Below are 25,993 nucleotides of genomic sequence, written 5' to 3' on the forward strand. Positions count from 1 at the left end.
GGCCTGGGGCTTGATCGACTCGGGTTCATGCAAAGCGCGGCATCCGAGCACCAGCGACAGCCCGATTTCCATGAACGCGAGTCGATCACCGCTGGGTGCCATACCACGATCGGTGCGTGGGCTCACCGTTGTCCACAGGGGCCGACGGAGGCTCGGAGCGGGTTGTCCACAGGGGTTTCGGCGGGTGGTTCGCGGTCCGCACGCTGTTCGACATGCCACCTCGTCCGTACCGACCCGATGCCCTCACCTGGCAGGTCTTCCGTGGCTCCGACGCTGTCCGGGCCGGCCTTCTCAGCGAGCACCAGTTGCGCAGCGCCGCGTGGGTGCGGCTGCGCCACGACATCTACGCCGACGCCCGACTGGACCGGGACCACGCCCTGGCCTGTCGCGCCGCGCTCCTTCGGCTACCGCCCGGGGTGGTCGTCGGGGGCCCGTCGGCCGCCTTCCTGCACGGCATCGAACATGCCGCCGCCTTCACCGACGACGTGCACGTCCTCGTGCCCCGATCGCTACGGGTCGGCGCGCAACGCGGCCTCCGCGTGCACGTCCACCCTGCGCCCCTCGACCCGGATTCGCGCGAGCGGCTGGTGACCTCCCCGGGCACGAGCGGTGCGCCGAAAGCAGGACCCCCAACCGGCACGACCCGCCGATCGGGACCAGAGCAGCCGGCCGCCGCAGGCTCTCCACGAACAGCCCACCCCACCGGCACGCCCCGCCCACCCGGATCGGAACGCCCGCCCGGCCCAGGCTTTGCGCCCCGAACAGGCGCGACCCGCCCCGTGGACGCGCGGCGGCCCCGGGGGCGCGCGGTGGCGGCGGGACCGGGCAGCCCGGTGGGGGTCAGGTGGGGTGACAGCCGAACGGCCGCCGAGCCTCTCCGGTTCCCGCGCGGCTCGATCCCCCGCTCCGACCCCGAACAGGCCGCCTGGGAGACGGCAGTCTGGCTCGACCCGATCCGAGCGGTCAGCATCATCGACGCGTTGCTCGGGCAGGGGCTGGCCGATCGTGCCGCGCTGATCGAGGCGGCTGCTCGTAACGCGAACCGGGCGGGGAATCGCCGAGCAAGCTGGCTCTTCGACCTGGCTGACGGCGGGGCCCAGTCCCCGCCGGAATCGCAGCTGCGGGTGCGGTTGGTGCTGGGCGGGCTGCCACGTCCCGTTGTTCAACATCCGGTACGCCTGCCCAACGGCGTGATCCTTCATCCCGACCTGGCGTGGCCGGAATACCGGGTAGCGGTCGAGTACGACGGGCAGTGGCACGCCGATGCCGATCAGCTGCACCGCGATCGCCGACGACTCAACCTGCTCGTCGGCGCGGGTTGGTTGGTGCTGCACGTGACCAGTCGACGAATGCATGCCGAGTTCCCGACGGTGCTCCACGAGGTGCGCGCCGCGTTGAATGCCCGCGGCTGGCGGCGGTGACCACCCGGGGCGTACGTGATCCACTCGGGTTCCTGGAAGTCGGGCTGTCCCCGGGCCCGCGACACCCCGCCATCAAGGAACCCGAGTGGATCAAGCCCGGGGAGGCCGGCATGGGTGGCCGGGACACAGCGAGGCCCGGTCGACCAGCGTCGACCGGGCCTCGCGGTGGTGTCTTACGGGCGGGCGTTGGGCTTGAGCGGGGTCGTCACCGCCGCGTAGGCGTCGACGATCCCGTACCCGTAGAAGCCGTTGAAGTTGACCCCACCGGCGCAGTACGCGTCGAAGGTCTCGTCCCGGCCCTCGTTGCGGTACTGCTGGAGGCGCGGCTCCGGGCAGGCGTGCTCGGCCGCCGTGCGGTAGAGGTGCTGCTCCACCTGGTCCGGGGACAGGCCGAAGCCACCCCGGCCCTGCGGCTTGCCGTACCGGCTGACGATCAGCGCGGCGACCCCGGCGGCGTGCGGGGACGCCATCGAGGTGCCCTGGAGGTAGGTGTAGTAGCCGCACTCACCGTTGGCCTTGCACTGCTTGAAGACGGACTCCTCGAACCCGGCGACGATGTTGCCGTCGGCGTCGACCGAGCCCTCCTCCTGGAGCACGTGCTTCGGGTAGGACGACAGGATCATGTTGGCGTCGGCACGGTAGGTGTCCGTGCCGAAGCCATCGCGGAACCAGCCGCCCGGCGCGGCGACCGAGATCTGCTCGGTGCCGTAGTTGGAGAAGTCCGACTTCTTGCCGGACGGGCCGACCGACGACACACCGATGACGTGCGGGCCCTCGGTGGGCAGGTCCCAGCAGCTGTTGTTGTCGATCGGGCGCGGGTACGGGTCGGCGCCGTAGTCCGGGCTGGACGTGTCGGTACGCGGCGCGCCCAGGTCCTCGTGGTTGTTGCCGAGCGCGCCGACCAGGGTGACGCCCTTGTTGTGGGCGAAGACCAGCGCCCGCTTCATGGCCTTGATGATGGCCCGCTGCTCGGCCTGCGCCTCCGGGGAGTCGGCCGGGTTGGCGGTGCAGTTGTAGAGCCACGGGTCGACGTAGAACGACATGTTGACCACGTCGATCCCGGAGCGGCCGGCGTAGACCAGCGCGTTGACGACCGGGTCGAGGAAGAAGTAGCCGGAGTCCTGGCCGCCCTTGAGCTCGACCAGCGACACGTTCGGGGCGACACCGGAGAGGCCGAAGCCGTTGGCGGCCGCGCCGATGGTGCCGGCCACGTGGGTGCCGTGCCCGCCGTCGTCGGTGCCTACCGCGTCGAGGCAGCTCGGCACCTCGCACGGGCCGTCCACGTCGGTCCGGTCGGGCGCGAAGTTGCGCGACAACGCCCAGTTGAAGTTGGGCGCGATGTCCGGATTGCTGGCGTCGACGCCGGTGTCCAGCACGCCGACGGTCACCCGGCGGTCGCCGGGCTCGACCTTGCGGGCCTTGTCGGCCCGGATCATCTCCAGGCCCCAGAGCTTGTCGTCGAGCGGGTCCATCTTTGCGCCGTGCCGGGCCGCGGTGCCCGCTGCGACCGACGCCGCCATCAGGTGCTCCTGCTCGACCCGGTCGAGCTTCGGCTTGCGGCCGATGGCCTTCTGCTCGGCGGCACCGATCAGGCTCGGGGCTGCCGTCGCCTTGGCGGCGAAGTCGGCCCGATCACTGGTGACCTGGAACATGCCGACCTCGTCGGACCGCGACACCACCGTGCCGCCGGCTGCCTGGATGGCGGCGACGGCCGTGTCGGCGGCGAAGCCGTCCTCGGCCACGACGGTGAAGGTGCGGGAGGTGCTCGGCGCGGCGCTGGCCGGTACACCCAGGCCCGCTGCCGTAAGTGCCAGTGCTGCCGCGGTCGCGACGGCACCGGCGGTGAAGCGCTTGCTCACCACATCGGATCCTCTCGTTGAGGGACGTGGCAGCCATCACACAACACCCGCCCGGTTTACGCCAGGTGGACGTCCGTTATGGCGGTGAATCTCTCCTTCATCCTCCCGGCTCGATGCCCACGTCCACCCGGTCGGACGACCTCGCCGCCAGATCCGACAGGACCACTGGCAGGTCGGCCAGGGTGGACACCTCCGCGTCGGGGGTGAAGCCGGCCGGGCGGGGCAGCCCGTACCGGTTCAGCCACACCGACCGCAGGCCGGCCCGCCGGGGTGCCACCACGTCGTGCTCCCACGAGTCACCGACGTACACGATCTGCTCGGCGGGGACCCCGGCGGTCGCGACCACCGCCGCGTAGAACTCCGGAGCGGGTTTCTTGGGCAGGCCGTTCTCGTGCGCGTACATCTCGAAGGCGAACTCCCCGGCGAGCCCGCAGCGTTCGGCGCGGCTGTTGCCGTTGGTGGCGAAGCCCAGCGTGTACCGGGTGCGCAGCGCGGCCAGGGTCGGCGGGACGTCCGGGAAGGGTCGGGTGAGGGCGAAACGGCGGGCGAAGAAGAGGGCGGCGATCTCGTCGAGGTGGTCGTCGAGCCCGGCGCGGGCCAGCGACCGGGCCAGCGCGGCCCGGCGGATCTCCAGCACCGGGGCGGCGCTCAACTCGCCGAAGACCGCGCCCCAGTCGGACTCCAGCTCGGCGAGCGTCACGTCGGCGGCGTCCGGCGTACGACGCCGCATCTCGTCGAGGACGGTCACCAGCCCGGCGGTCACCGCCGGCCGCAGGTCCAGCAGGGTCTCGTCGGCGTCGAACACCACGGTGGTCAGCACGGCAACCACTCTCTCACCGCGGGGTGGTCGCCAGCGCAGGCTCGGGGTTGGCCGGCGCTGGCGTACCGCGCAGTTCGTCGAGGCGCACCAGGGCGACCCCGGCGACGATCAGCGCACCGCCGAAGAGCTGCCAGGCGGTCGGTAGTTCGTCGAGGAACAGCCAGGCGATCAGCACCGCGAACAGCACCTCGGTCAGCCCGACGAACGACGACAGCCGGGGGCCGAGGATCCGGGTGCCGGCGATGCCGGCGAGGTACGCGATCACGGCGGCGACCAGCGTGAGCCCGACGATGGGCAGCAGCCAGGTGGTGCGGTGCCCGGCGAACGTGACCTCGCCGAACGTGGCGCGCAGCGGCAGCAGACCGGTCAGCCCGACGAGGAGCAGCACGGCTGCGCCGACGGCCATCCCGCCGCTGGCCATGGCGACCGAGGGCAGTCGGGGGTCGACCCGGCCGGCGAGCACGAAGTAGCCGGCCAGGCCGAACGCGGCACCCAGCCCCCACACCACGCCGACCGGGTGGAAGCCGGCGGTGCCGGTGAGGTCCAGGACGAAGGCCAGCCCGCACAGAGCGGCGGCCGAACCGGCCACGGTGAGCCGCCGGGGGCGCTGGCCGTGCCGCAGCCACATCCAGCCGACGACCAGGATGATGCCCAGGTACTCCAGCAGCAGTGCGATGCCGACCGGCAAATACCGCACGGCGTTGAAGAAGCACACCTGCGCCAGCGCCACCCCGAGCAGCCCGAACATCACGACCGCCCCGCTGTTGCTCCGCAGCACGTGCCACCTGCCACGCAGGGACAGCAGGGCGGGGATCGCCAGCACCAGGGCGGCCACGCCGACCCGGGCGACGACGGCGGCCTCGGCCGACCAGCCGGCTTCGATGAGCGACCGCGCGAAGGTGCCCGAGGTGGCGAACGTGACCGCGGAGAGCAGCGCCAGCGCGGCGCCGGCGGTGGGTCGTGACTGCATCTCGCGCTCCTCGGGGACGACACGGTGTCATGAGCAAACTATCCTTGTGCTCATGACGCTAGGCGGCCATCGTGACAGGAGTCAAGTTGCTATTCGCTCATGACACCGAATGTTCGTTGATCGCCGCCACCGCGTTGGTCAACACCGCGGGCCGCGACGGCGAGCTGCTGCCCGACGTCGCCGCGCTGGACGCGTTCTTCACTCGGCACGCCTACAGCGGGCGGCACGAGCACACCGACGCCGAGCTGCGCGCCGTGCGGCAGTTACGCCCCCGGCTGCGCCGGATCTGGCACGCCGAGCCGCCGGAGGTCGTCGCCATGGTCAACGCCCTGCTGCTGGAGCACCGGGCGTTGCCGCAGCTCATCGAGCATGACGACGAGCCGTACCACCTGCATGCCGTGCCCCGCGACGCGCCGCTGGCCACCCGGATGGCGGTGGAGGCGGCGATGGCGATCGCCGACCTGGTCCGGATGGGCGAGCTGAGCCGGCTGCGGGTCTGCGAGTACCCGGACTGCGACAACGTGGTCATCGACCTGTCCCGCAACCGGTCACGGCGGTTCTGCGAGGCCGGCTGCGGCAACCGCGCGGCGGTGACCGCCTACCGGGCCCGCAGGGCCGCCGGCCGGCCCTGAGCGACGTCGGCAAGTAGCTCGTACTCCACCTCGCCGTGCTCGGTCCCCGGGATCGGGTCGTCGAACCGAAGGTGGAAGGTGCGCACGTAGCGCAGCCCCGCCTTCACCATCACCCGCCGGGACCGCTCGTTGACCGCCATCGTCTCGGCCCACACCCGACGCACGCCCACGGTGTCGAAGGCGTACCGGACCAGCGCCCGCGACCCCTCGGTGGCCAGGCCGCGCCCCCACGTCGAGCGGCGCAGCCGGTAGCCCAGCTCGGCCTCGGTGCCGTCCTTGGACGGGTCGAGGGCGAACCAGCCCAGGAAGTCACCCGTCTCCCGATCGACGGCCGCCCACCGACCGAGGCCGGGATGACTGTCGTACTGGGCGAGCAGCTTCGGCAGATGCTCGTCCCGGACGGTGGCACGCGGGGTTGCGACGCCGCCGGTGAGGAAACGCATCACCTCGGGGTCGCTGTCCAACTCGACCAACGCGTCCACATCGGCCACGCTCAGCCGCCGCAACCGCAGCCGCTCGGTCCCCGGAGGAACCAGGTCATCGCCATCCATGACCGGATCATCGCGCCCGCCCGACGACCCGTCGACGTCTTTTCCGACCCGCGACCACCGTCGCGGGCAGGGCGGTCGCGTCAGCGCGGGGGCGCGACCACGAAGAGCCGCCAGGAGTACGCGTCGACCACGAGCACGGGCCCGTCCGGGTCCTTACTGTCTCGCACTCCGACCACGCCCCCAAGGTTCGTAGCCACCTCGACGCAGTTGCCGTCCTGGTTGCTGCGGCTGCTCTTGCGCCACCGAGCGCCCGTCAACTCCACGATTCGGCCACCTCGCTCATCAACTCGATGGAAGCCTGCGGGGGCAGGGCTTCGCCCAAGGTAGCCTCCCAGACCCGCTGCAACCGCGCCAGATCCTGCTCCTGGTCCAGCTCCTGGCCGCGAACCTGGCTGTCCAGGTAGGCCACTTCCGTGCCGTCGGGCAGGGCTGCGAGCGCGAACGGTCCGCCGAGCCCCGGGTACTCCTCGGCGGATCGCGGCACCACGTGCAGCCGGACCCGAGGGTGCCCGGTGGCGATGCTGGCCAGGTGCAGCGCCTGATCGCGCATCACCTTCCGCTCGCCCACCCGTCGCCGCAGCACTGCCTCGTCCAACACGGCCACGATCTGCGGCGCACGTTCGCTGTGCAGCACGTCCTGGCGGTCCATCCGCTCGGTCACTCGCCGTTCGACCTCGTCAGAGGCAAGCAGGCCGCCAGCTTCGAAGACCGCGCGCGCGTATCCCTCGGTCTGGAAGAGCCCGGGTACATACCGGGGCTCGTACCAGCGGACCGTGCGTGCCTGCTCCAGGAGCGCCTGCCAGCCGCGTAGCCACGGCTGGGTCCGGTCCATGCTGACCAGCTCGGTGGACATGCGGCCGAAGAGGCCGCCGGTGTCCAGGGCACGGTCGACGAGTTCCAGGTACTTGGCGGTCGGCGGCTGCTGGCCCAGCTCGACGGCGCTGACCATGGACGGCGAGTAGTTGACCGCCTTGGCCAGCTCGTCCTGACTCCAGCCCCGGCGAACGCGCGCCCGGCGCAGCTCCGCGACCAGGAACGCCGCCGCCGTCATCTGCCCATCGGCCATGACCCGCCGCCTCTCCACCCCGTCGACGATCAACTCCAGCCCGCCGCCAGCGGCGTCACCACCGGAAACAGGACGGCTGTGACGACCCGGCCAAACCCTTCCGACCGTAGTCGCCCGATCACCAGACTGTGAAGTGCGGCACCGCTCCCCGTCGCCCGGGCCCGGGGGCGTCGCACGGGACCGCCCGATCCCCCGTGCCGGGCGGTCCCGCCCCACCCAGCAGACCGACCAACCAACCCGACCCGACCCCACCACCCCAGCGAGGCCGCACCGACCCGACCACACCGACCAGGCCACCCCCGACCAGGCCACACCGACCCGGCCCGACCACACCGACCCGGCACGACCACACCGGCCCGACCCGGCCACACCGGCCCGACCACGACGGCCGGGCCACACCGATCGCACCCCGATCCGGCGCGATCTTGGCGCAGCGCCGCGCCATCCGGGCGCCGTCTGAGCGAACTCTTCGAGATCTTGGACAGTTTCCGTTAGCGCCTAACGGAAACTGTCCAAGATCTGAGGCGGGTTGGGGTTGTTGAGGTCGGTTGAGACGGATGGCGGTCATCGCGCGATCGGCCACGATCTCGGCGACGTCGCGGCCGAAGCAAGACGGTCCGCGGGGAGGTGACGTCAGAGACGATTCAGCTCGAAGGGACTCCCACACCATGTGCCGGACCGCCCCGGACGACCGCGCGACCACGCCCCGTCGACCGCACCTGCCGCTGCGTCCACTCTGGCTCTGCCGGGTCTGCGCCGCGCCGTGGCCGTGCCCGGTGGCCCGACTCACCCTCCGCCAGGAGTACGCCCACGACCAGATCGCCCTGAGCATCTACCTGTGCACGGTCCTGCACGACGCGGCCACTGACCTGTATCGGCTCAACCCCCAGGACGGCCCGGACCCGAGGGCCCTCTTCACCCGGTTCCTCGCCTGGGCGGCACCGCGTGGCGACCCGCACTGAGCGACACCGCAGCGACCCGCGCAGAGCGGCACCGCGTGGCGACCCGCACTGAGCGACACCGCAGCGACCCGCGCAGAGCGGCACCACGTGGCGACCCGCTGAGCGACACCGCAGCGACCCGCGCAGAGCGGCACCACGTGGCGACCCGCTGAGCGACACCGCAGCGACCCGCGCAGAGCGACCCCGCTGACCGACACCGCTGACCGACACCGCAGCGACCCGCGCAGAGCGACCCCGCTGACCGACACCGCGGCGACCCGCGCTGAGCGGGGCACCCGCCGGTCAGGGGTGGGTCATCCGGAGCAGGTCGAGCACCTCGTCGAGCTGGGTCTCGGTGAGCGTGCCCGAGTCGACGTGACCTCGGGAGATCACGACCTCCCGGATGGACGCCTGCTTGGCCAGCGCCTCCTTGGCGATCGAGGCGGCCTCGTCGTACCCGAGGTAGCGGTTCAGCGGGGTGACGATCGACGGCGACCCCTCGGCGTACGCCAGGCAGACCTCGGCGTCCGCGACCAGGCCGGCCACCAGGCGGTCGGCGAACAGCCGACTCGCCGCGGCCAGCAGCCGGATCGACTCCAGCAGGTTGCGGCCCATCACCGGCAGCATGACGTTCAGCTCGAAGTCGCCCTGTGAACCGGCGAAACCGACTGTCGCGTCGTTGCCGATCACCTGGGCGCAGACCTGCCGCATCGCCTCGGCCACCACCGGGTTGACCTTGCCGGGCATGATCGACGAGCCGGGCTGGAGGTCGGGGATGCGCAGCTCCCGCAGGCCGGCCCGGGGGCCGGAGCCCATCCAGCGAATGTCGTTCGCGACCTTGTAGAGACCCACGGCGATCGTCCGCAACTGCCCCGAGGTCTCCACCAGCGCGTCACGGGCGCCCTGCGCCTCGAAGTGGTTGCGCGCCTCGGACAGCGGCAGACCGGTCGACTCGCGCAGCTTGCCGATCACGGCGGCGGCGAAGCCGAGCGGGGTGTTGATCCCGGTGCCCACGGCCGTGCCGCCCAACGGCAGCTCGGCCAGCCGGGGCAGCGAGCCTTCCAACCGCTCGATGCCGTAGCGGACCTGGGCGGCGTACCCGCCGAACTCCTGCCCGAGGGTGACCGGGGTGGCGTCCATCAGGTGCGTACGCCCCGCCTTCACCACCGTCTCGAACTCGGACGCCTTGCCCTCCAGCGCCTCGGCGAGGTGGGTCAGCGACGGCAGCAGATCCTCCGCGATGAACTGGGTGGCCGCCAGGTGGATCGAGGACGGGAACACGTCGTTGCTGGACTGGGAGGCGTTGACGTGGTCGTTCGGGTGCACGGCCGAGCCCAGTTCACGGCTCGCCAGGGTGGCGATCACCTCGTTGGCGTTCATGTTGGACGACGTTCCGGAACCGGTCTGGAACACGTCGACCGGGAACTGGTCGTCGTACCCGCCGTCGGCGACGTGCGCGGCGGCGGCGGCGATCGCGGCGGCCACGTTGGCGTCGATCACGCCCAACTCGCCGTTGACCTCGGCCGCGGCACCCTTGATCTGGGCCAGGGCCTTGATCTGGGCCGGTTCGATGCCCCGCCCGGAGATCGGGAAGTTCTGCACCGCCCGCTGGGTCTGCGCCCGCCACAGCGCTTCGGCGGGCACCTCCACCTCGCCCATCGAGTCGCGTTCGATCCGGTAACCGGTCGTCTCTGGAGTCGTCACGCGTACCATCCTGCCGCGCCCGTGGCCGACCCGCAGATGATCCGTCAGCCCAGCTCGGCGAGCAGCCGTTCCACCTCGTGCCGGTCCGGCACGTCGATCTGCCGGTACAGGGACAGCGCCCGGGTCAGGTGCGCGCGTGCTGCCGCGGGGTCGGTCGGACGCAGGCACCGGCCCATGCCCTCCAGCGCCCGGCCCTGCTCGTATCGGGCCGCTATCTGGGTCGCGTCGGCGAGCACCCGGCGGTACAGGTCGAGCGCGCTGGTCACGTCGCCCTGGTCCAGGATGGCCCGGGCCAGCAGGTTACGCGAGCCGCACTGGGCGATGCGGTCCCCCGCCTCGGTCATCGCGACAAGCGCCGCGCGGTGCAGGTCGGCGGCCCGCTCGGGGCGGCCGGCCTCCCGTTCCATCATCCCGATCTCGTTCAACACCTCACCCTCACCGAACCGGGCGCCCACCTGCCGCTTGATGTGCAGCGCGGCCCGCAGCAACCGGGCGGCCGGTCCCGCGTCACCCATCCGATGCCGGATCATCCCGAGGTGCCCGAGGGCGTTGCCGACCCGCCGCGGGTCGCCGACCTCGCGGGCGATCCCCAGGTGCCGTCGGGCGGTCAGCAACGCCTCGTCGTTACGGCCCCACAGCAGCAGGGTCATCGACAGGTTGTTGAGCTCGTTCGCCAGCGCCCCCTTGTCACCCATCCGCGTCGCCAGCGCCCGGGCCTCGTCGTAGCACTCCTGGGCCCGGCGGAACCGGAAGTTCGCGGCGTACGAGGTGCCCAGGTTGCCGAGGGTGTTGCGGTACTCGCGGCGCAGACCGAGCCGGCGGAAGATGTCGAGCGACCTCTCCATCAGCCGGGTCGACTCGGAAAAATCGCCCAGCCGGTAATGGGCCGAGGCGAGATAGTTGAGCATCGTCGCCACCGCCCGGTCGTCGCCCAACTCCTCGGCGGCACGCAGGCCGGCGGAGTGCGTCTCGATCAACTCGTCCAGGCGACCGCTCTCGAACTGGGCGTGCCAGCAGGCCCTCGCCAACTGCCAGCACTGCCCGAGCAACCGCTCGGTCTCCGCCAACCGGACCAGAGCCGTCCACAGCGGCAGGTTCTCGTCGAGCCAGGCGTCACCCCGCTCGGCGGCGATCGAGACCAGGTCGGCGCGGAACGGCTCGGCCACCACGATCAGCGAGTGGGCCGAGGAGAGTTCCCTCGTGCGGGCGATCGCCGCGGCGACGTGCAGGTGGTGATCGAGCAGGCGCTCGATGCCGTCCCGCCGCTCGACCGCCCGCTCCGGCTCGGCCACCAGGGTCCGCGCGTACTCCCGGACGAGGTCGTGCAGCCGGTACCGGCCCGGCTCCGCCTCCTCCACCAGGTGCGCGTCGACCAGCTCGTCCAGCAGGTCCTGCGCGTCGGGCAGGGACAGCTCGGCGAGGACGGCGGCGACCGGGGTGTCGAACCGCACCCCCGGGTGCAGGCCCAGCAGTCGGAACGCGCGCTGCGCCGCCGGCGACACCTGGGCGTACGACAGGGCGAAGGCCCGACCGACGGACCGGTCGCCCGCTTCGAACTCGGCCAGCGGGTCCGGTCGGCTCGTCAGCCGCTCGGCCAGGTCGGCGATGCGCCAGCGGGGCCGATGCGCCAGCCGGGCACCGGCCAGCCGGATGGCGAGTGGCAGGTGCCCACAGCGGCGGACGACCTCGGTGGCCGCCTCCGGCTCGGCCGCCACCCGGTCGACACCGACCACGTGTCCAAGCAGCTCGACAGCCTCGTCGGTGTCGAGCACGGGCAGCGACGACGGTCGCCCCTCGTCGACACCGACCAGCCTGCGACGGCTGGTGATCAGGATCAGGCAGTGCGAGCCGTTGGGCAGCAGCGGAGTCACCTGATCGGCGGTGGCCGCGTTGTCCAGCACGAGCACTGCTCGCCGGCCGGCCAGCTCCGTGCGCCAGAGCGCCAACCGGTCGTCCTGGTTGGTCGGCACCCGCTCGGCGGGCACACCGAGCTGCCGCAGCAGCGTGGCCACCGCCGCGGACGGTGTCAACGGGGTGCGCTCACTGTGCCCGTGCAGGTCGATGTAGAGCTGGGCGTCCGGGTAGTCGTCCGCGAGGGCGGTCGCGAGGTGCACCGCGAGCGTGGTCTTGCCGCTGCCGGCCATCCCGTCGATGAGCTGGATCCGCGCGCCGGCCTCCACCTCCTTCGCCAGACGTGCCAGCGTCTGCTGCCGGCCGGTGAAGTCACCGATCGCCCGGGGCAGCGACCGGACCGGCGCGATCGGTCGGGTTTCCCGACCGGCCAGGGCGAGGTCGCCGGCGAGCACGCGCTGATGCAGCGCCTGCAACTCGGCGCCCGGCTCGATGCCGAGTTCCTCCGCGTAGGAGCGCCGGCCCTCCCGGTAGACCGCGAGTGCGTCCGCCTGTCGGCCGACCGAGGACAGCGCCACCATCAGTTGGCCCCGCAGACGCTCCCGCAGCGGGTGCTGGTCGACGCTCTCGGCAAGCTCGTCGATCAGCTCGGCGGCGTGCCCGAGGCGTAGCTCGACGTCGACGCACTCCTCCAGGGCGGTGAGGCGCTGCTCATCGAGCGCCTGCGCGCGGCGACGAACACTGCGGCTGGGGATACCGCCGAGCGCCGGCCCGCGCCAGAGGGCCAGGGCTGAGCGGTACCGCTCACCCGCGTTGGCCAGCCGACCGGCCGCGGCGGCCGCCCGGGCCTCCTCGACGCTGCGGGCGAAGACCTCGGCATCCAGGTCGCTCGGGGCGGTGCGAACGCCGTACCCGACCGGATCGGTGATGATGGTTTCCGGGGCGAGCCCCAGCTCAGTGAACCGGCGACGCAACCGGGAGACGCAGGTCTGCAACTGGGCCCGGGCGGTCGCCGGGGGGCGCTCCTCCCAGACGGCGTCGACCAGCTCCTCGATCGGCACCAACCGGCCGGCACGGAGCAACAGCATGGCGAGCACGATCCGGTCCCGGCCGGCGGTGACGGTGGACTCGCCACCGCCGACGCGCAGAGGCCCCAGGATCCCGAACCGCATCTGCTCCCCCGCGTCGATGGCGCAACTTCCAGCAGCGTAGCCCGACGATCACAGATCGCCGCAGTCCGGTGATAGTGATCTGAGAGCGGATCGAGTGCGGTGCGCCGCAGACTCGATCCGGGTTGTCGGTGACGGCATCCGACGGGGGCGGTGCGCCCTCCCACCCCAGGGGCGGGGCGCACCGATGTCGGCAGAGCACGGACGACAGAAGGGGTGCCGGGCGAGTTCGCCCGGCACCCCTTCGCGTACGCGTCAGTCAGCGGCGGCCGACGGTGAGCACCGGCTTGGTGACCTCGGCGAAGAAGTCGTTGCCCTTGTCGTCGACCACGATGAAGGCCGGGAAGTCCTCCACCTCGATCTTCCAGACCGCCTCCATGCCCAGCTCCGGATATTCGAGCACCTCGACGTGCTTGATGCAGTCCTGGGCGAGGCGCGCCGCGGGGCCGCCGATCGAGCCGAGGTAGAAGCCGCCGTGCTGCTGGCAGGAGCGGGTCACCTGACCGGACCGGTTGCCCTTGGCCAGCATCACCTGCGAGCCACCGGCGGCCTGGAACTTCTCCACGTACGCGTCCATCCGCCCGGCCGTGGTCGGGCCGAACGAGCCGGACGCGTACCCCTCGGGGGTCTTTGCCGGGCCGGCGTAGTAGACCGCGTGGTCGCGCAGGTACTGCGGCATCGGCTCACCGGCGTCCAACCGCTCGGCGATCTTGGCGTGGGCGATGTCGCGGGCCACCACCAGCGGGCCGGACAGCGACAGTCGGGTCTTCACCGGGTACTTGGACAGCTCGGCGCGGATCTCGTCCATCGGCCGGTTCAGATCGACCCGGACGACCATCTCGGAGTCGAGCGAGTCGTCGGTGACGTCGGGCAGGAACCGTGCCGGGTCGGTCTCCAGTCGCTCCAGCCAGACGCCCGACGGGGTGATCTTGGCGACGGCCTGCCGGTCGGCCGAGCAGGAGACGGCGATCGCCACCGGGCACGAGGCACCGTGCCGGGGCAGCCGGACCACCCGCACGTCGTGGCAGAAGTACCGGCCGCCGAACTGCGCGCCGATGCCGAAGTTACGGGTCAGCTCCAGCACCTCCGCCTCCAGCTCCAGGTCCCGGAAGCCGTGGGCGCTCATCGAACCCTGCGTCGGGAGAGCGTCCAGGTACTTTGCGGAGGCGTACTTCGCGGTCTTCAGCGCGTACTCGGCAGAGGTGCCGCCGATGACGATGGCCAGGTGGTACGGCGGGCAGGCGGCCGTGCCGATCAGCCGCAGCTTCTCCTCCAGGAACTGCATCATCCGCGTCGGGTTGAGTAGCGCCTTGGTCTCCTGGTAGAGGTACGACTTGTTGGCCGAGCCGCCACCCTTGGCCATGAACAGGAACTTGTACGCGTCGGGGTGCCCGTCCGGGTCCTCGGCGTACAGGTCGACCTGGGCCGGCAGGTTGCTGCCGGTGTTCCGCTCGTCCCACATGGTCAGCGGGGCGAGCTGGGAGTAGCGCAGGTTGAGCCTCGTGTACGCCTGGTAGACGCCCCGGGAGATGGCCTCGGCGTCGGCGCCGTCGGTCAGCACGTGCCGGCCACGCTTGCCCATCACGATCGCTGTGCCGGTGTCCTGGCACATCGGCAGCACCCCGCCGGCGGCGATGTTGGCGTTGCGCAGCAGGTCCAGCGCGACGAACCGGTCGTTCGGCGACGCGGCCGGGTCGTCGATGATCGCCCGGAGCTGGGCCAGGTGCGCCGGGCGCAGGAAGTGCGCGATGTCGTGCATCGCCTCGGCGGTCAGCGCGGTGAGCGCGGCCGGCTCCACGGTGAGGAAACGACGGCCCCCCGGGCCGTGTACGACGTCCACGCCCTCGTCGGTGACCAGGCGATAGTCCGTCTGGTCGGGACCGGTCGGCAGCAGAGGGGCGTACGAGAATGCGGCGGCACTGCTCATGAGCGGCAAGCCTAGGGCAGACCGGTCGATCATTCCCACCCGCCGGGCTGGGTCTGGGACGCCGCTCTCATCCTCCGAGGTCCGCCGCGCTCCGCGCACCGACGTCCCGCCCGCTCAGCCGTCCTTGCCGCCGTCGGGATCGGGACACAGCTCACCCTTGGGCCCGCAGTCACCGTCGCCGTCGTTGCCCCGCCCGGGGCCGGTGCCGCCGGGGCCGGGGTTGCCACCATCGCCGGGAGGCGGGACGGGGGTGCCCCCGGTGGCGCCGAAGCGGACGTACCCGATCTCCCGCCCCTCACCGATGATCATTCCCTGCGAACCGACGGCGAGGGCGTTCGCGGAGGTCCGCAGCACGGCCAGTTCCCGGCCGCTGCGCGGGTCGAGGGCGACCAACCTCGACGGCTTCTCGTCGGCGAGCACCGCCGCGTACGGGGTGAGCGCGGCGCCGGCCTTGGCACTGGCCGGACGGGTCCACCGCACCCGGTCGGCGCCGAGTTCACGGGACACCACCGAGCGCTTGTCCGCGGAGCGGAACACCGCGTAACGGTCGTCGACCGCGACGAGCTTGGTGCTCGCCTCGCCGACCCAGAGCAGCCGCCCGTCGTACCCGTCGATGACCGCCTCGCGGCCGTCCGAACCCACGCCGATCAGGACGTTGCGCGCTCCCTGCGGGTCCTCGCGCTGGACGCAGCCGGCGGTGTCGGCGGTGCGCAGGTTGACCCCGGCCCGCTGCCACGCCTCCTGCCCCGTCGCCGGGTCCCGCGCCGAGATGGCGAAGTAGCAGGTGCCGTCCTGGGAGCGGGCGGCGATCCGCAGCATCCGGCCGCCCACCACGGAGAGCCGCTCGTCCCGGCCCGGCTCGACGTTCTGCAGCACCCGGCCGGTGGCGGTGTCCACGACGTGCACCCGGCCGTCGACCGGGAAGCCGAGCAGCGGAGGCACCGGCTCCGGCCCGGCCACCCCGTCGTCGACGCGGGTGGCGGTGAGCCGACGGGTGCCGCGCAGGCCCGGGTTGTCGGCGAGCAGGCCGCTGTGCACGCCGGGCAGGAAGGCCGTCCACAGTGGGGCGGTGCCCCGGGGGTCCCACGCGCTCAGGGTGCAGTCGGTGGCATCCGTGCAGCGGGCGTCCAGCAGCAGGTTGCGGTACGTCCACACGGCCACGGCGTCGTCGTCGCGTCGCCGGGTCGCCCCGGTGGTCGGGTCGAGCAGTTCGTACCCCTTGACCAGGAGCTTGCCCACGGCGACGACCGGGTCGCGGTCGCCGCCCGCGACCGCCGACCAGTCCGCCTTGCGTTCCCAGAGCTGGGCGCCGGTGGCCAGGCTGCGGGCCTCCACCCGGGTGCGCTGCTCGACGACGACGGCGTCGCCGGCGATGGTCACGCTGCGCGGGGTGCCGCCGACCCGCTGCTGCCAGACCACGTCCGGCTCGGAGATGGGTTTGCTGCGGTCCACCCACTCCCACAGGCCGGGGAACGGGTTCCACACGCCGGTGGCGGCGAGGGCGACGACCACGGCGAGGCCGAGCAGCAGCCCACCGCGCACGCTCCCCTTCGCCACCCGCACACCGTAGCCACGATCGCGGATCTTCCGTACGCCCCGCGCCGCCGTGTCGCCGCGCTTTCTGGGCTCGGAGGTGTTACGTGGGTGTTCGTCCCTCGGCCCGGACGGCGCTGCGGACCAGAGGCAGCGTGCGGTAGGGAATCTGCTCCGCCAGCGCGATGATCGTCGACGCGCGGGTGATGCCGGCGGACGAGACGATCTGGTCGATGACCCGTTGCAGGTCGGTGTTGGAGCGGGCCACGATCCGGCAGAGCAGGTCGCTGGAGCCGGTGATGGTGTGCGCCTCCAGCACCTCGGGGATCGCCGCGAGGTGAGCGGTGACCGGGTCGTGGCCCTGCCGTTGACTGATCTCCAGCGTGACGAAGCTGGTCACCCCGAACCCGATCGCGGCCGGCGAGATCTCCGGGCCGAAGCCACCGATGACACCCCGGTCGACCAGCTTGTCCAGCCGGGCCTGCACGGTGCCCCGGGCCACGCCGAGCCGCCGGGAGCACTCCAGCACCCCGATCCGCGGCTCCTCGGCGAGCAGTTCGACCAATCGCACGTCGAGCACGTCGAGCTGCACAGCTTGCTCACCCTTCACGGGTTAAGACCATACCGAATGCACAACCTGACCAGCATTTACACCGACAGTTGCCCACTCGACGCCCGCACCGCGATCCTTCGGTCAAGAACCGGCCCACGAGGCCGGCCGGTACGCGAGGGAGGCCACCATGACCCAGGCGATCGACCGACCCCAGTCGACCGAGGACGTCGACGTCGACCGGCTCGTCGGCGCTGTCGACCACGACATCAGCCACGACCCGTTCCCCGTCCGTGGGCTCGACCACGTGCACTTCCTGGTCGGCAACGCCAAGCAGGCCGCCCACTACTACTCCACCGCCTTCGGCATGACCTGCGTGGCGTACCGGGGCCCGGAGCAGGGCTACCGCGACCACGCTCAGTACGTGCTGACCAGCGGCTCGGCCCGGTTCGTGCTGACCGGCGCGGTCCGCCCGGACGCCGACGGCGCCGAGCACGTGGCGAAGCACAGCGACGGGATCAGCGACATCGCGCTGGAGGTGCCGGACGTCGACGCCGCGTACGCGCACGCCGTCGCCCAGGGCGCCACCGGCGTCGTCGAGCCCCACGAGGTGAGCGACGAGAACGGCACCGTCCGGATGGCCGCCATCGCGGCGTACGGCGACACCCGGCACACCCTGGTCGACCGCTCCCGCTACCGCGGCCCGTTCCTGCCCGGCTTCGTGGCCCGCGGCCCGATCGTGGACCGGCAGCCGATGATCGACGCCGGCCTCCAGCCGAAGCGGTTCTTCCAGGCCGTCGACCACGTGGTCGGCAACGTGGAGCTGGGCCGGATGGACGAGTGGGTCGAGTTCTACAAGCGGGTGATGGGCTTCTCCAACATGGCGGAGTTCATCGGCGACGACATCGCCACCGACTACTCGGCGCTGATGAGCAAGGTCGTGGCGAACGGCACCCGCAAGGTGAAGTTCCCGCTCAACGAGCCGGCCATCGCCCGCAAGAAGTCGCAGATCGACGAGTACCTGGAGTTCTACCAGGGCCCCGGCGCCCAGCACATCGCCGTCGCCACCAACGACATCGTGGCCAGTGTCGACGCGATGCGCGCCGCCGGCATGGAGTTCCTGGACACCCCGGACTCGTACTACGAGGACCCGGAGCTGCGCGCCCGGATCGGCAACGTGCGGGTGCCGATCGAGGAGCTCAAGGCCCGCAAGATCCTCGTCGACCGGGACGAGGACGGCTACCTGCTCCAGATCTTCACCAAGCCGGTGCAGGACCGCCCGACCGTCTTCTTCGAGCTGATCGAGCGACACGGCTCGCTGGGCTTCGGCAAGGGCAACTTCAAGGCCCTCTTCCAGGCCATCGAGCGGGAGCAGGAAGCCCGCGGCAACCTGTAACACTGTCGAGCGTGACGCAGCCTCCGCCGTACCCGACGCCGCCGGTCGGTGGGCCTCCGCCCGCCGCCGGCGGCGTCGCGCCGCCGCCCGGACAGATCCCCCAGGGGTACGCCGTGCCACCGCACCACGCCCCACCCGGGTACGCCGTGCCGCCGCAGTACGCGCCGCTCGGCTACGGCCCACCGCCGTGGTATCCCGGCCCTCCCCGGCCGATGGCCCCGCCGCCGACGCTGAGCCCGGGTGGGCAGCCGCTCGCCAGTTTCAGCGACCGGCTGCTGGCCGGCCTGATCGACTGCGCGGTCTTCATGGTGGTCGGCCTGGTGTTCACCGTGCCCGCGATGATCTACTTCTTCGTCGTCATCGCGCCGGACCTCTTCCAGGTCGCGTCGGACGGCACCATGGCGGAGCCGGATTTCTACCACGACCTCGTGCTGCCCCTGCTGTGGCTGGACCTCGCGATCATCGCCGCTTCGCTCGTGCTCTCGTACGTGTACTACGTCGAGATGATGTTCCGGACCGGCCAGACCCTCGGCAAGAAGATCATGAAGTTGCGGGTCGTGCCGCTCGATCCGACCCGCACCCTCGACCGCTGGACCGCCGCCAAGCGGTACCTGGTGCAGCAACTCGCCGGCCTGGTGCCCGGGGGCAGTTACCTCGACGGGTTCTGGCAGCTCTGGGACAAGCCCTGGCAGCAGTGCCTCCACGACAAGGCAGCCGAAACGATCGTCGTTAAGGTGGCCTCGTGAGCGAGCAAACCAGCAGGCCCAGCAGCGTGGCGCCGCACGCCGACGCGCAGCGAAGCGGAGCGTCGGCGTGAGCGTGCAACCCGGCTGGTATGTCGACCCCGCCGACACCGAGACCCGGCGGTACTGGGACGGCGAGGGTTGGCTCGGCGCGCCCATTCCCGTCGACGCCACCCCGCCGGACGGACCGCCGCCGGCCGAGCCGCCGCCCGCACCGGTCACCCCGACCGCACCTGCCGCTGCCCACCCGGTGAGCACCGCGCCGGGCTGGCCCCCGCACTCCGGGCCGGCCCCGCAACCCGGGCACGGTCCGCAGGCCGCCCCGGGGTGGGGCCCGCAGGCCGGCCCGCCCGGCTGGGCGCCACCGGGCACGCCGCCCGGCTGGACGCCGCAGGGCGGTCCTCCCGGCTGGACGCCGCAGGGCGTGCCGCCCGGGTGGGCCCCGCCCGGCGGTCCCCCCGGCTGGCTCGGCCGACCGCCCGAGCCTCGGCCGCACGGGCTCAGATTGGCCGGTTACGGCCGCCGGCTCGTCGCCCGGCTGATCGACTTCGGTCTCGTGTTCGCGCTGAACGTGCTGGTCAACGGCTGGTTCGTCTGGCGGTGGCTGGACGAGCTGATGCCATACTGGCGGGAGGCGTTCCGGCGCGGCATGGAGGGGAACACCTCCACCGAGGGGATGCCACCCATCAGCGAGCAGACCGGGCTCCTCCAGGTGGTGATCGTGGTGATCGCCACCGCGCTGTGGCTGGCGTACGAGGTGCCCGCCATGGCGGCCAACGGGCAGACCATCGGCAAACGGGTGATGCGGATCAAGGCGGTCCCGATCGCCGCCGACCAGCCGTTGGGCTTCGGCCGGGCGCTGACCCGGTGGACGACACTGGGCCTGCCCACCCTGCTCTGGTACTGCGCCGGGCTCGGCCTGCTGCTGCAACTGGTCGACTCCCTGTCCCCGCTCTTCGACCACCCGCTGCGCCGGGCGCTGCACGACAAGCGCGCGCAGACGGTGGTCGTCGAGGTCCCCCACACCGCCGCTTCCCCCGCCCCAGACGACCACCCCCAGCCCTCGGGAGACACCCCATGACCGACTCCGGACGTCACGAGCCCGCGCTGCGCCTGACCCGCGCCGACCTGGACGCGCTGCCGAACTACGTGCCGGGGCGCAGCCCTGCCGACCTGGCGCGCGAGCTGGGTCTGCCGGAGGCCATCAAGCTGGCCAGCAACGAGGTGCCGTACGGGCCGCTGCCGGGTGTGGTCGAGGCGGTCACCGAGGCGGTCATGGCCTCGCACCGCTACCCGGACATGGGCGTGGTCGCGCTGCGCGACGCGTTGGCCCAGCGGTACGGCGTGGACGCGGACCGGATCGCCACCGGCTGCGGGTCGGTGGCGCTCGCCGAGCACCTCGTCCGGGCCACCTGCCTGCCGGGTGACGAGGTGCTCTACTCGTGGCGGTCGTTCGAGGCGTACCCGATCATCGCGGCGACCAGCGGCGCGACCAGCGTGCGGGTGCCCAACGACGCCGGGCACGGGCACGACCTGGCGGCCATGGCGGCGGCGGTGACCGACCGGACCCGGATGATCCTGGTCTGCAACCCGAACAACCCCACCGGCACTGCCGTACGCCGGGCCGAGCTGGACCGGTTCCTCGACGCGGTGCCGGACGACGTGCTGGTGGTCATCGACGAGGCGTACCGGGAGTTCGTCACCGACGCCGAGGTGCCGGACGGTCTCGACTACCTGGACCGGCCGAACGTGGCGGTGCTGCGCACCCTGTCCAAGGCGTGGGGTCTGGCCGGGCTGCGGATCGGCTGGCTGGTCGCCCAGCCGGTGGTGGCGGCGGCCATCCGCAAGGTGGTCACGCCGTTCTCCACGAGCACGGCCGCCCAGGCGGGCGCGCTCGCGGCGCTGACCCAGGCCGGCGAGATGGAGCGACGCTGCGCGCTGGTCGTCGCCGAGCGGGACCGGGTCACCGAGGCGCTGCGCAAGTTCGTGCCCGACGTGCCGACCAGCCAGGCCAACTTCGTCTGGCTGCCGCTGGGCGACCGGGCCGTGGCCTTCGGCAAGGCGTGCGAGGCGCGCGGGGTGATCGTCCGACCGTTCGCCGGGGACGGCGTACGGGTCACCATCGGCACTCCGGCCGAGAACGACGCGTTCCTGGCCGCCGCGGAGGCGGCGCTTACCTGAGCGGCGCGATGTGACCAACCAGTGACACAAGGTTGGTCAGTCGGTGCCCCGATCAGGTGGCGGCCAGGATCACCGCTTCGGAGGTCAGGTAGTAGCGCTGGTCGTCGCCGTTCGGGTCGACCGGCTCGCGCAGCCGTTCCACCGCGACGTAGCCGTCCTCGGCCCAGACCGCCCCGGGCGCCCAGCCCGTGCCGTCCGAGCCCACGTTGAGCGTGTAGCGGGAGAGCAGCACACCGGTCACCGGGTCGAGTGTCACCAGCTCGTTGGCCTCGGTCAGCAGATGCGCCCGGCCGGGCTGCACCGCGAGCACCCGCGCCGGTCCCAGGCCGGCGAAACGCCACAGCTCGGCGCCCGTTCGCGCCGATCGGCCCACCGCCGCCCCGTCGACGACGGCGACGGCCTGGTCACCGGCCAGTGTGGCCCCGGCCGGGTCCAGCGCGGGCGCGGCCAGCGGCCCGCCGTCGCCCAGCAGCCAGCCGCGGCCACCGGCGTCCCCGGGGCCGGCCGTCCGCAGGCCCAGGCAGCCCGAACGGCCGGTACGACAACCGAGCGGGGTGACCACCAGCCGATCCGGGCCGCCCGGCGGTCGCCAACGCTCACCCACCGCACCCGTCGCGGCATCCCGGAACTCGATCGTGGCCGGCCCGGCGCAGGTGTCCAGGCCGATCAACTGCCCGGTCGCAGTGGTGCCGAGGTCGCTGCGGCAGGCGCCGGGCAGATCGGCTCGCCACAGTTCCCGGCCGCCGGCCACCTCCACCCCGCGGGCCTGCGTGTCCCCGGTGACCGTCAGCACCGTCCGGCCGTCCGCGAGGTCGGTGAGGAGGAGCCCGCGCGCGTCCCAGACCGTGGCGGCCCCGGTCCGCCGGATCACCGCCGCGCTCGCGGCGGGCACCGGGCCGTCGGCCCGCCACCGCACCCGCCCGGTGGACGCGTCGAGCGCGACGAGCCGGCCGTCGGACCAGCGACTGATCACGGTGCTGCCGCTCGCCACCACCCCGGTCAGCTCCGCCGGCCAGCGCCGGTACGACCAGTAGGGCGTGGTCCGGTGCCGCCCGTCGACCGGTCGGTCGGCGTAGACCTGGCGGTGGGCGGCGTACACCCGCAGCCTTCCGTTTACGATCAACGGGGCGACCGGCAGCCGACCGACCACGCCGGCGGCCGGTCGGGGCGCGGCCGGATATGCGCCGCGCGCCGGTGTGCTCACCTCGGCCGGCGCGAGCACCCGGTGGACGACGACCGCGACGGCTGCCACGGCGAGCAGCACCACCGCCACCGCCAGCACGAGCCGTCGCCGGCCCCTCGGGAACCCCATGCCGCACCTCCGCCCGGCACCCTACCCAGCGCAACCGACCGGACCCCGGCCAGGTTGGACGGGCCGCGGTGCGCGGGTGAGCGGGTCAGGCCGCCTCGACCGAGCCGAGGGTGCCGGCCGCGACGGCCAGGTCGGCGAGATCACGCCGGAGCGCCACCTCGACCGCCCGAGCGGCGAGGCCACCGAGCAGCAGGGCCACCACCCGGCCGTACGGATCGGTGGGCACTGCTTCCTGGGTGACCGTTATCGCCGTGCGGGCGCGGCGGCGACGCCGGACCGGCCGCAGGCTCCAGGTGATCCGGTAGTCCGCGCCGGCACCGGAGGAACAGAGCACCAGCCGCTGCGGCGCGAACGCCTCCACCACCAGGAACTCCTCGGTGAGTGTGCCGCCGCCCGGCTGGGCGCGCGCCTCACGCCAGGCGGTGCCCGGCCCGAACGGGCCCGGGGTCAGCACCTCGACCGGGCCGGCCGCGGTCAGCCGGGTGGCACGGCCGGGCAGGTCGGTCAGCAGACGCCAGACATCGACAGCGTGCGCCTCGATGAAACCGGTAACCGCCACCGTCGACATGCCGCCCTCCCGTGTCGTCGACGGTACGCGCGGTGAGGGCCGGACGAGGCCCCCGGACGGAATTTTCACCAACCGGAGGCCCCGCTGTCCGTTTCGGCGGTCGCCTGGCACCGATCGTCGACCGGCGCCCGGCGTACCGGTCAGCGGTCGAAGCGACCACCCCTGATCGCGCCGATGAACGCTGTCCACCCCGGCGGGCTGATGGCCAGCGTGGGGCCGGCCTGGTCCTTGGAGTCGCGGAGAGCGACCAGACCGAGGACGTCGACCAGGTTGTCCGCCACCTCCACGCAGAGCCCTTGGTCGTTGGAGCGGCTGCTGGTGCGCCAGAGCGCTCCGGTGAGATCGTGCATCGTCGTTACCTCCGTGTGCGTCGGGATGCCCCACCACCCGCGGCCGGGCGAGATCCGGCCGTACGGGTGGCGGGGCGACATGATCCGCGTGACCAACGGGGTAACCAGGGTTGGTGATCGCACAGACGGTGCGATCACGAGTCTCATCGATGATGGCCCGACGGGCAGGCGCTCAGACGGCTCCGAAGCGGGCCGAGGTGAACCAGCGGACCCTTTGCTCTGCTTCAACGGACGCAACAGCGAGCCGCCCCAGGTGTTGCGTGGGGTGAAGCAGAGCAAAGGAAGCCGAAGTCGAGCCAGGTGGCAGGCGGGCCGGGCGTGGGCACGCGGGACGGGCCGGCTCAGCGGGCCGGGCGGATCGTTCCGGTGACCTCGCCGAGGGCGATGGTGGTGCCGTCCGGGCCGGGCGCGGTGGCGGTGATGGTGACGGTGTCGCCGTCGGCGAGGAAGGTACGACTCTCGGTGCCGACCTTCGCGGGCTCGGCCCCGCCCCACGTCAGCTCCAGGAAGGAGCCGACCTGGGAACGGTCCGGGCCGGAGACGGTGCCCGAGGCGTACAGGTCGCCGGTCCGCAGGGACGCGCCGTTGACGGTGAGGTGCGCCAACTGCTGGGCCGGGGTCCAGTACATGCTGGCGAACGGCGGTTCGCTGACCCGTTCGCCGTTCCACTCGACCGCCAGCCGCAGGTCGAGCCCCAGGTGCGGCACGTCGCGCAGGTAGTCGACGACCGGCGGGTCCTGCTCCGGAGCCGGCACGAAGGCGTCGGCCAGCGCGTCCAACGGCGTCACCCAGGCCGAGACCGAGGTGGCGAAGGACTTGCCGAGGAACGGGCCGAGCGGCTGGTACTCCCACGCCTGGATGTCGCGGGCCGACCAGTCGTTGACCAGCACCACTCCGAAGACGTGGTCGGCGAAGTCGTCGACGGACACCCGGGCGCCCAGCGGGCTGGGCACACCGACCACGAAGCCGACCTCGGCCTCGATGTCGAGGCGTACCGACGGGCCGGTGACCGGACCCTCGGCGGACGCCCGCTGGCCGGTGGGCCGGGTCACCGGCGTGCCGGAGACGACGACGGTGCCGGCCCGTCCGTGGTAGCCGATCGGCAGGTGCTTCCAGTTGGGCAGCAGCGGCGGCTGACCGGGGCGGAAGATCTGCCCGACGTTCGAGGCGTGGTGCTCCGAGGAGTAGAAGTCGACGTAGTCGGCCACCTCGAACGGAAGCAGCAGCTCCACGTCGGCCAGGGGCACCAGCAGCGGTTCGACCGCCGGCCGGTGCGTCGGGTCGGTCAGCAGCTCGACGATCCGCTGACGCACCGCCGTCCACTGCGGACGGCCCAGCGCCATGAAGTCGTTGAGGGTCGGCCGGCACAGCGCGCCAGCGGCCAGCACCAGCTCGGCGGTCTCGGCACCGGCCAGGTCGAACACCCACGACCCGATCCGTACGCCGATCCGTGGCCGGCCCCCACCCGAGGAGAACACCCCGTACGGCAGGTTCGTCACCCCGTACGGCGAACCGTCAACGCCGGTCACCCAGGTCATGCGTCGTGCCCCCGTTCACCAGCCCCAGCCGGATCAGATCGGTAAGTGGTTCCAGGATGCTGCACGAGCCGAAGCCGACCCAGAGTGGGCGCGGCGCGTCCAGCCGTTCGTTGGCGCGTTCGAGCAGCGGGCGCGGGTCGAGCGCGGTCAGCAGCTCGGCGACCACCCGCGCGCTCGCGCCGTCGGCGGCGGCGAGCGTCGCGGCCAGCACGTTGGCGTACCCGTGGTGGGTGAACCCGGTCTCCGGGTCGAGGTGACGCACGGCCTGGTGCAGCCCGGCGGTGAGCTTGAACGGCAGGTCCCGGTCCCGGCACGCGCAGATCACGGCGGCCAGCTCGGCCGGGGTGGGGAACAGCTCGGCGGCCAACCCGCCGGTGCGGAACTTCGCGGCGATCGGGACACCGTCGGCGCGGGAGGCGGCGATCGCGTCCAGCGCGCCCATCAGCCCGAAGGTCAACGGAAGCTCGGCGTACACGGCCTCGACGTCCGGCAGGTCCTCGGTCAGCCGCAGCAGCTCGGCGATGCCGGGCAGCGGGTTCTCGCCCCGCTTGGCGACGGCCACCTCGACCTGGCGTGCGGTCACGCCGTCGGGTGCCAGGAACGACAGCGCGAAGGGCAGAGGACCGATCCCGGTGTCACCGATCAGCCCGATCACCAGGCCCTCGGCCGGGTCGACGAGACCGTTCAGCTCGCCGGCCGCGACGGTCGAGGCGGGAACGAGCAGCGGGCCCACCAGGTCGGCGTACCAGGCGGCGCGGTGCCGGCGGTGGGCGGTCAGGGCGTCGGGCAGCGCGGCGCTGCCCGGAGGGAAGACGGCGGCGTCGTCCACCAGGCCGTCGAGGAGCGCGGGCACCTGCGTTGACACGGAACAAGAATGTACGGGACGCTACAAGGAACGGACAACAGCGTCC

23 protein-coding genes are annotated in these 25,993 nt (G+C 72.3%); 7 read left to right on the forward strand and 16 right to left on the reverse strand.

The window, feature by feature from the left end; all coding sequences use genetic code 11:
* The first annotated feature begins 212 nt into the window (after positions 1 to 212).
* Positions 213 to 1,421 carry a DUF559 domain-containing protein gene (locus ABZT87_RS13935; protein WP_355135707.1) on the forward strand — a complete coding sequence of 403 codons (1,209 nt, stop codon included), beginning with the start codon at positions 213 to 215 and terminating at the stop codon, positions 1,419 to 1,421.
* Positions 1,422 to 1,594: 173 nt separating this feature from the next.
* Here ABZT87_RS13935 and ABZT87_RS13940 read toward each other — a convergent pair whose 3' ends face one another.
* The 3 genes from ABZT87_RS13940 to ABZT87_RS13950 all read right to left on the reverse strand — a co-directional run bounded on the left by ABZT87_RS13940 (position 1,595) and on the right by ABZT87_RS13950 (position 5,070).
* Complete coding sequence (locus ABZT87_RS13940; protein WP_355135709.1) at positions 1,595 to 3,280, reverse strand: S8 family serine peptidase; 1,686 nt, start codon at positions 3,278 to 3,280, stop codon at positions 1,595 to 1,597.
* 97 nt (positions 3,281 to 3,377) lie between these two features.
* A complete protein-coding gene (locus tag ABZT87_RS13945; RefSeq protein WP_355135711.1) occupies positions 3,378 to 4,100 on the reverse strand; it encodes an HAD family hydrolase in 723 nt (240 codons plus the stop codon).
* A 13-nt stretch (positions 4,101 to 4,113) separates the two neighbouring features.
* On the reverse strand, positions 4,114 to 5,070 hold the full coding sequence (locus ABZT87_RS13950; RefSeq protein ID WP_355065015.1) for a DMT family transporter: 957 nt from the start codon (positions 5,068 to 5,070) through the stop codon (positions 4,114 to 4,116).
* Positions 5,071 to 5,156: 86 nt separating this feature from the next.
* Between ABZT87_RS13950 and ABZT87_RS13955 the strand changes: the two genes are divergently transcribed.
* Complete coding sequence (locus tag ABZT87_RS13955; RefSeq protein ID WP_355135713.1) at positions 5,157 to 5,702, forward strand: CGNR zinc finger domain-containing protein; 546 nt, start codon at positions 5,157 to 5,159, stop codon at positions 5,700 to 5,702.
* Here ABZT87_RS13955 and ABZT87_RS13960 read toward each other — a convergent pair.
* The 3 genes from ABZT87_RS13960 to ABZT87_RS13970 all read right to left on the reverse strand — a co-directional run bounded on the left by ABZT87_RS13960 (position 5,669) and on the right by ABZT87_RS13970 (position 7,319).
* Positions 5,669 to 6,253, reverse strand: a complete 585-nt coding sequence (locus tag ABZT87_RS13960; protein WP_355135715.1) for a GNAT family N-acetyltransferase — start codon at positions 6,251 to 6,253, stop codon at positions 5,669 to 5,671. The two genes, ABZT87_RS13955 and ABZT87_RS13960, sit on opposite strands and share 34 nt — an antisense overlap.
* Positions 6,254 to 6,333: 80 nt before the next feature.
* Positions 6,334 to 6,516, reverse strand: coding sequence for a DUF397 domain-containing protein (locus ABZT87_RS13965; RefSeq protein ID WP_355135717.1), 183 nt, complete (start codon positions 6,514 to 6,516; stop codon positions 6,334 to 6,336).
* Positions 6,507 to 7,319: a helix-turn-helix transcriptional regulator gene (locus tag ABZT87_RS13970; RefSeq protein WP_355135719.1), complete on the reverse strand. Its 813-nt coding sequence runs from the start codon at positions 7,317 to 7,319 to the stop codon at positions 6,507 to 6,509. Before ABZT87_RS13970 ends, ABZT87_RS13965 begins: the two co-directional genes overlap by 10 nt.
* 668 nt (positions 7,320 to 7,987) lie before the next feature.
* On the opposite strand from ABZT87_RS13970, the gene ABZT87_RS13975 reads away from it, so the two are divergent.
* Positions 7,988 to 8,281, forward strand: a complete 294-nt coding sequence (locus tag ABZT87_RS13975; RefSeq protein WP_355135721.1) for a hypothetical protein — start codon at positions 7,988 to 7,990, stop codon at positions 8,279 to 8,281.
* Between the two features lie 282 nt (positions 8,282 to 8,563).
* Here ABZT87_RS13975 and ABZT87_RS13980 read toward each other — a convergent pair whose 3' ends face one another.
* From ABZT87_RS13980 to ABZT87_RS14000, 5 genes are all read right to left on the reverse strand, one after another.
* Complete coding sequence (locus ABZT87_RS13980) at positions 8,564 to 9,973, reverse strand: class II fumarate hydratase (RefSeq protein ID WP_355135723.1); 1,410 nt, start codon at positions 9,971 to 9,973, stop codon at positions 8,564 to 8,566.
* Between the two features lie 35 nt (positions 9,974 to 10,008).
* Positions 10,009 to 12,987, reverse strand: a complete 2,979-nt coding sequence (locus tag ABZT87_RS13985; RefSeq protein ID WP_355135725.1) for a BTAD domain-containing putative transcriptional regulator — start codon at positions 12,985 to 12,987, stop codon at positions 10,009 to 10,011.
* Positions 12,988 to 13,243: 256 nt separating this feature from the next.
* On the reverse strand, positions 13,244 to 14,911 hold the full coding sequence (locus ABZT87_RS13990; RefSeq protein ID WP_354857413.1) for a fumarate hydratase: 1,668 nt from the start codon (positions 14,909 to 14,911) through the stop codon (positions 13,244 to 13,246).
* A 114-nt stretch (positions 14,912 to 15,025) separates the two neighbouring features.
* A complete protein-coding gene (locus tag ABZT87_RS13995) occupies positions 15,026 to 16,441 on the reverse strand; it encodes a PQQ-binding-like beta-propeller repeat protein (RefSeq protein WP_355135925.1) in 1,416 nt (471 codons plus the stop codon).
* Positions 16,442 to 16,547: 106 nt separating this feature from the next.
* Positions 16,548 to 17,054, reverse strand: a complete 507-nt coding sequence (locus tag ABZT87_RS14000; protein ID WP_354857416.1) for an Lrp/AsnC family transcriptional regulator — start codon at positions 17,052 to 17,054, stop codon at positions 16,548 to 16,550.
* Positions 17,055 to 17,184: 130 nt separating this feature from the next.
* On the opposite strand from ABZT87_RS14000, the gene hppD reads away from it, so the two are divergent.
* From hppD to hisC, 4 genes are all read left to right on the forward strand, one after another.
* Positions 17,185 to 18,390 carry a 4-hydroxyphenylpyruvate dioxygenase gene (gene hppD, locus ABZT87_RS14005; RefSeq protein ID WP_354857418.1) on the forward strand — a complete coding sequence of 402 codons (1,206 nt, stop codon included), beginning with the start codon at positions 17,185 to 17,187 and terminating at the stop codon, positions 18,388 to 18,390.
* A gap of 11 nt (positions 18,391 to 18,401) precedes the next feature.
* On the forward strand, positions 18,402 to 19,136 hold the full coding sequence (locus ABZT87_RS14010; RefSeq protein ID WP_354857420.1) for an RDD family protein: 735 nt from the start codon (positions 18,402 to 18,404) through the stop codon (positions 19,134 to 19,136).
* Positions 19,137 to 19,203: 67 nt separating this feature from the next.
* Positions 19,204 to 20,214, forward strand: coding sequence for an RDD family protein (locus ABZT87_RS14015; RefSeq protein WP_354857423.1), 1,011 nt, complete (start codon positions 19,204 to 19,206; stop codon positions 20,212 to 20,214).
* Positions 20,211 to 21,314 (forward strand): histidinol-phosphate transaminase, encoded by a 1,104-nt coding sequence (hisC, locus tag ABZT87_RS14020; RefSeq protein WP_354857425.1) that lies wholly within the window; start codon positions 20,211 to 20,213, stop codon positions 21,312 to 21,314. Before ABZT87_RS14015 ends, hisC begins: the two co-directional genes overlap by 4 nt.
* Before the next feature lie 52 nt (positions 21,315 to 21,366).
* Here hisC and ABZT87_RS14025 read toward each other — a convergent pair whose 3' ends face one another.
* From ABZT87_RS14025 to ABZT87_RS14045, 5 genes are all read right to left on the reverse strand, one after another.
* Positions 21,367 to 22,626, reverse strand: coding sequence for a PQQ-binding-like beta-propeller repeat protein (locus tag ABZT87_RS14025; protein WP_354857428.1), 1,260 nt, complete (start codon positions 22,624 to 22,626; stop codon positions 21,367 to 21,369).
* An 85-nt stretch (positions 22,627 to 22,711) separates the two neighbouring features.
* The gene (locus ABZT87_RS14030; protein WP_354857430.1) at positions 22,712 to 23,194 is read right to left on the reverse strand and encodes an SRPBCC family protein; all 483 of its coding nucleotides are present in this window, start codon (positions 23,192 to 23,194) and stop codon (positions 22,712 to 22,714) included.
* 140 nt (positions 23,195 to 23,334) lie between these two features.
* A complete protein-coding gene (locus ABZT87_RS14035) occupies positions 23,335 to 23,544 on the reverse strand; it encodes a DUF397 domain-containing protein (RefSeq protein WP_354857433.1) in 210 nt (69 codons plus the stop codon).
* Positions 23,545 to 23,885: 341 nt separating this feature from the next.
* Positions 23,886 to 25,082 (reverse strand): fumarylacetoacetase, encoded by a 1,197-nt coding sequence (fahA, locus tag ABZT87_RS14040; RefSeq protein WP_355135727.1) that lies wholly within the window; start codon positions 25,080 to 25,082, stop codon positions 23,886 to 23,888.
* Positions 25,060 to 25,947 carry a hypothetical protein gene (locus ABZT87_RS14045; RefSeq protein ID WP_355135729.1) on the reverse strand — a complete coding sequence of 296 codons (888 nt, stop codon included), beginning with the start codon at positions 25,945 to 25,947 and terminating at the stop codon, positions 25,060 to 25,062. Before ABZT87_RS14045 ends, fahA begins: the two co-directional genes overlap by 23 nt.
* Positions 25,948 to 25,993 lie beyond the last annotated feature (46 nt).

The organism is Micromonospora sp. NPDC005237, from assembly GCF_040607775.1.
Classification (GTDB): Bacteria; Actinomycetota; Actinomycetes; order Mycobacteriales; family Micromonosporaceae; genus Micromonospora.